Source organism: Ferruginibacter sp., assembly GCF_014377975.1.
Taxonomy (GTDB): domain Bacteria; phylum Bacteroidota; class Bacteroidia; order Chitinophagales; family Chitinophagaceae; genus Ferruginibacter.
Map to the genome: position 1 here is coordinate 1 of NZ_JACMOO010000152.1, position 5,594 is coordinate 5,594.

3 protein-coding genes are annotated in these 5,594 nt (G+C 40.1%); 2 read left to right on the plus strand and 1 reads right to left on the minus strand.

What is annotated here, in order from left to right:
• A partial coding sequence (locus H7254_RS09020; RefSeq protein WP_301932659.1) for a M13 family metallopeptidase occupies positions 1-1,971 on the plus strand: 1,971 nt, incomplete at its 5' end.
• 1,175 nt (positions 1,972-3,146) lie between these two features.
• Here the strand turns inward: H7254_RS09020 and H7254_RS09025 are convergent.
• Entirely contained in the window at positions 3,147-4,778 is a 1,632-nt protein-coding gene (locus H7254_RS09025) for a carboxylesterase/lipase family protein (RefSeq protein ID WP_301932660.1), read from the minus strand.
• Positions 4,779-4,823: 45 nt separating this feature from the next.
• On the opposite strand from H7254_RS09025, the gene H7254_RS09030 reads away from it, so the two are divergent.
• Positions 4,824-5,066 (plus strand): hypothetical protein, encoded by a 243-nt coding sequence (locus H7254_RS09030; RefSeq protein WP_301932661.1) that lies wholly within the window; start codon positions 4,824-4,826, stop codon positions 5,064-5,066.
• The last annotated feature ends 528 nt before the right edge of the window (positions 5,067-5,594 follow it).

Genomic DNA, 5,594 nt, shown 5'->3' on the forward strand with positions numbered 1-5,594 from the left:
GCTGCATGCAACCAGGTTGCTGACAAAAAGTATATCGCTATTCAGGGCATAGACTCCACTAAAAAACCCGGTGATAATTTCTTTTTATACATCAATAACAAATGGAACGATACAGCGCAGATACCACCTTCGCAGTCGGGTGTGGGTGCATACATGTTTATGAATTATCCGCAGCGGCTGCGGTTGCAAGGGATACTCGATAGTGTTTCAAAAGCTACTAATGCCACCGGCAGTATTGAGCAGCAGCTGGGTGATTTTTATGCTTCTGGAATGGATACAGCCACCATCAACAAACGTGGTTATGATCCCCTAAAATCAATGCTAATAGCCATTGACAGCATACACGATGTGGCATCCCTGATGAGGTTTGTGGCAAAAGGTCTTGAAGCAAACAATGGATCTTTATTGGCTTTTGGGGTTGGACCGGATAATAAAAATAGCAGTCTTAATATTGCACATATTTACCAAACCGGCATTGGTATGCCAGACAGAGACTATTATTTTAAAACCGATACTTCCACTGTGGCCATACAAGCTGCGTATAAAAAATACCTTACCAATTTATTTACTTTAACCGGAGCTGATACTGCCACTGCACAAAAAAATGCAACGTTGGTATATGGGATAGAAAAACAAATGGCCGCCTCTCATAAAACGAATATTGAACTACGGGATGTGAATGCCAATTACAACAAAATGCCGGTAACGATGCTTTTAAAAAGGCAACCCAATATTGGATGGTTAAATGTATTGAATGGGTTGGGCGTAAAAACGGATTCTATAGATGTTGCCCAAACAGCTTATTATGATCAATTAAATACCCTGCTTACCACCATACCAATACCTGACTGGGAAGTGTATTTAAAAGCAAATACCTTAACTGCCTATGCCCACCAGCTAAGCAAGCCTTTTGGAGATGCGGCATTTGAGTATACCAAAGTAGTGCAAGGCCAGGCCGTACAAAAAGCAAGGGGCGAAATAATGGCGGATGCAGTAGATCAATCGTTGGGAGAAGCCCTGGGCCAATTGTATGTAAAGAAATATTTTACGGAAGATGCAAGGAAACGGGCGCTTGAACTGGTGAATAATTTACAGAAAGCATTCGCGGTAAGAATAGACCATCTTGACTGGATGAGCGACAGCACCAAACAAAAAGCAAAAGAAAAATTATTTGCCATCACAAAAAAAATAGGCTATCCTGCCAAATGGAGAGACTATAAGCAAGTGCACATTGACAGCAATACCTACTTCGAAAACGTTGTATCAGCCGCCAGTAATAATTACCAGCACCAGCTGCAGAAGTTAGGCAAAGCAGTTGATAGGTCTGAATGGTTTACTACACCCTCCACTGTTACGGCTTATTACAATCCGGCAGCCAATGAAATTGTATTTCCGGCAGCTATTTTGCAATCGCCTTATTTTAACGATGCGGCAGATGATGCCTTGAACTACGGCGGCATTGGTATGGTGATTGGCCATGAAATGACGCATGCTTTTGATGACCAGGGTGCACAGTTTGATAAAAATGGCAACGTTACAAACTGGTGGACGAAAGATGATTATGCCAGGTTTAAAGCAAAAACGCAACAGGTGGTAAACCTGTACAATACATTTACGGTGCTGGATACAGTACATGTAAAAGGTGCCTTAACCCTTGGAGAAAATACAGCAGATATTGGTGGTGTATCCATTGCCTACGATGCTTTTAAAATGACACCACAGGGACACGACTCAACACAGATTGATGGCTTTACACCCGATCAACGGTTTTGCATATCCATTGCACATATTTGGCGGGTGAAGATGAAAGATGCGTATCTGCGTTACTGGATAAACAATAACCCACACTCACCGCCGATGTGGCGTGTAAATGGTCCGTTGATGAACATGCCTTATTTTTACAAGGCATTCAATATTCAGCCGGGTGATAAGATGTATGTAGCAGAGAAAGACAGGATAAAAATCTGGTAATGGGTATTTGACAATTTCAATTGAACCAATAATAGTTTTGCTCCCGTGGCAGGTGTCTTTCACCCGCCATAGTCTTTACCATGCGACAACTAAAAGTAGCTAAACTATATTTTAAGCCACTGTTGTCAGTAAAATAAAATATGCTGCCAATACAAAACGCCTGTATTGCCTGTTCTGACTAATAGCTAAAGGCAACAACAGTAAAGTTGTTTGTAGTGATATGGGGAGCAGCACACATCGTAGTGTCAGGTAAAAAACTCCAGCCTCAACAGCAAATAGTATAAAATACTTTTAACCAGTAAGTGTTGTACTTTTTCAATCCTCCTTACAATCAAGGAAACCTACTTTAATTAAAACCAATTAAGTAAATGATACCGATTTTTCGTCTTTGCAAACCCACAACCGGCCTGATGAAGGCTACAGATATTGCCAATTGCTGACCAATATTTTATAGCGCCAACGAAAGGAACGTTGTTGTGCCAGCAAAACCATCGAAAAGGATATTGCCAGGAATACGGTACTTTTTTTTACCATTTATGTAATTCAGTTTGGGAAATGTTTTAGCAGTGTTTAACTTTAGATATGTTTACATTCATTGCCTGGTTCATTTTGTTTATATTTTGTTGGCCGCTGGCTATTTTGGCTTTGCTCTTGTATCCCATTTTTTGGATACTCACGTTTCCATTTAGATTACTCGGCATAGCTGTGGACGGCATATTTAATTTGCTAAAAAGCCTTATAATGCTGCCGGGCAAACTGCTGCAACGGTAGCCTGCTTTTTTAGCCAGCATGGCTGCCTGGTAGTTATATTTGGCACAGGGTCAGTGTACTATTAAACAAGACCCAGCTAACATAAAAATCACTTTCTTTTTAGTCTATTCCGAAATACTTTTCCTTTGCAGCAACCTCTTCTTATTAGTCGGTTTATTGATAGTGCAGTAGCTTATCATCCCGCAAATTTTCGTTAAAAAAACCTAAGATTTTTAATGCGTTTAAAAACAATTGGCTGATAATTAAGTCTGCAAAGGAAAGGCTCCTCCTCACTAACACGCCTGGATTGAAATGAGAAAATTGCCTGCTGAGTTTACGAGTCAGCAGGGTAATCAATGTTAAGTATTAACCTTGGCTATTAAATAGTATCTGTGTTCTACAAACAGAATTTTAGAAAATATTTTTTATTTTTTAGTAAGCTTATCCATGAATATATATCGATCTCCATGTTGCTCAGGCTTAGCTTTGGTATCAACATTAATATGCATTACTGCTGCTGTTTTATTGATGGCTAACTTAGGCCATAAAGGTACACCCGCGCCATTTGGATTTCCCGTTTTAATAAAGTTGGCAAAGAATAGCTGCATTACAGCAGACACCTGATAATCTTCGGCCTGCCAGTCGTACACCCGGTTTGTAGGCAGGTTTCCCAAAGCATATTCAATTTCTGCGGAATGCACTGCACCAGTTGCTGCTGATGTTGCAGGTGCTTTTTCTGCATTGTTATCTTTTGTTGTACCACCTGCCAAACCAGCAACTGCATTGCCCATTTCGGGGCGCATGCCTGGCCGTGGTCTTTCAAAAAGATAGCGGTAAACCGGTGTGCCCCCGGTTTTGCTATGTACATCACTCCATTTCCAGGTGCTAAAAGCAATAAACCTGTCACTCGCAAGGTTTGTAGCCGTCGCTATCACGTCTTCATCGGTAGCAGCATGATAAACTTTTAAAGCTTCTTCCGCATTGTCGCCATATAATTTTTGAACGGATTTTGTATAGTTTTCAACAGTAGGCGCATTGGAACCCAATATCGCCTTATAATCCATTTCCTGTGAATTCCATCCTACTAGCAAGGGCACGGAAGCCTGTTGACCGGCTTCAAAAATTTTAAGCGGTGATTTTGGAAAGAAGTAACCATCCACATTAACAGGAAAACTTCCATGAACCAAATTTGCAGTGGCTTTTAGCAATTCACCTGCTGGCATAGCACGTAAAGCTGCCAGTGATTTTTTGCCAATCTTTTCTCCAAAATCGGTTCCTGATTTTTCAGCCTGCTGCAAACTAGCAGTGGGCGTTAGATTAAGCAATGATCCACTTTCGCCGATGGCACCCGCAATAATATTTTTAGACAAAGGGGAGGCCATTTGGGCACTCACAGAAAACGATCCGGCAGACTCTCCTGCGATGGTTATTTTTTTTGGGTCGCCGCCGAAAGCAGCAATATTTTGTTGCACCCATTTTAATGCAGCCGCCTGGTCAAGTAATCCATAATTGCCTGATGCATGATGGGGTGATTCTTTGGTCAGTTCAGGGTAAGAGAAGAATCCAAATACACCCAGCCTGTAATTTACTGTAATGGCAATTACGCCATGCCGGGCCATGCCTTCGCCATCGTACCTCGGTTCTGATCCATCTCCGGCAATAAATCCTCCGCCATAAAAATAGACCAGTACAGGCAGTCTTTCTATACTGATTTTTGCAGGTGTCCAGATGTTCAGGTATAAGCAATCTTCGCTCATACCATTTGAGCGAAAGTTCATATCTCCAAATACATTCAATTGCATAGCCTGGGCACCAAATTTATCTGATGTGCGAATACCGGTCCAGTTCTTTAAAGGTTGTGGTTCTCTCCATCGAAAATTACCAACGGGTGGTGCGGCAAATGGAACTCCCCTAAAAACCATAACTCCCGATTCATTCGTTCCTTCAAGTTTTCCGTTCACTGTTTTTACCACAGTCAGGTTGTCTTTACTTAACTGGGCAAAAACTCCGGAGTTTATTAATAGGGAAGACAATAAAAAAGTAGCAATTTTATTCATGATAGCAATCGATTTTGAGCAATTTAAAAATGTTTGCCCAAGTTAATGATAGATTGCTACAATACAGAAAATTTAAGACTGGCTTCTATTTCTACTTCCAGGGCCGGTATTTCAGCTGCTGTTGATAATAATAAAAATCAGCCACCGATCGGGAGGCAAAATAGCTGCAGGTCTATTTCCTGTTGTCTGTCGTTCCCAATGCCGGCATTGGCTTACCAGCCTGAAATTATTAAATCTACCAGTCCTTTACCGGTGGTATCACAATCAATTGCGCTTCTTTATTTCTAATGTAATTTTCTTTTATTAAACCTGTGGCAACCAAATTGCCAAACAAATAATTTATTTGTGATTTTCAATTAAATCTGAATTTAATAAGACAGCATTGATTTCCTGTTGCCAAAATTTGAAACGAAAATTGCTGCTGCTTTTTTACTACAACCTCTCATACATTTTAGATTTTTTCTTTTCGCCTCCGCCTGAATTATCAATGATTGCAGCTGATAATTTCAGTACAGTAAAGCTTCATATTTTTTAAACCATTCCCGGTTCAGTGTTGACCCCGAAGAAGTAATTTATTTGAAAGTGGTTTGTCATCAGCAGAGCTGGGTTAAGGCAAAGTTAACAACACTTTTCTACCTTCACTTTTTCCAAAATGAGCGAGCGGACTACTTTAAAATAAATTTATAGGTTTAAGTAGAACGTTCACATTTCAAATATAGAGTTTGTTTTTAACTAATTAAATTAGTATTTTTATTCTAAATTATTTAGTTATGTTCAAAGGAATAAATGCGATTGAATTTAGTAAACGTTTTAAAA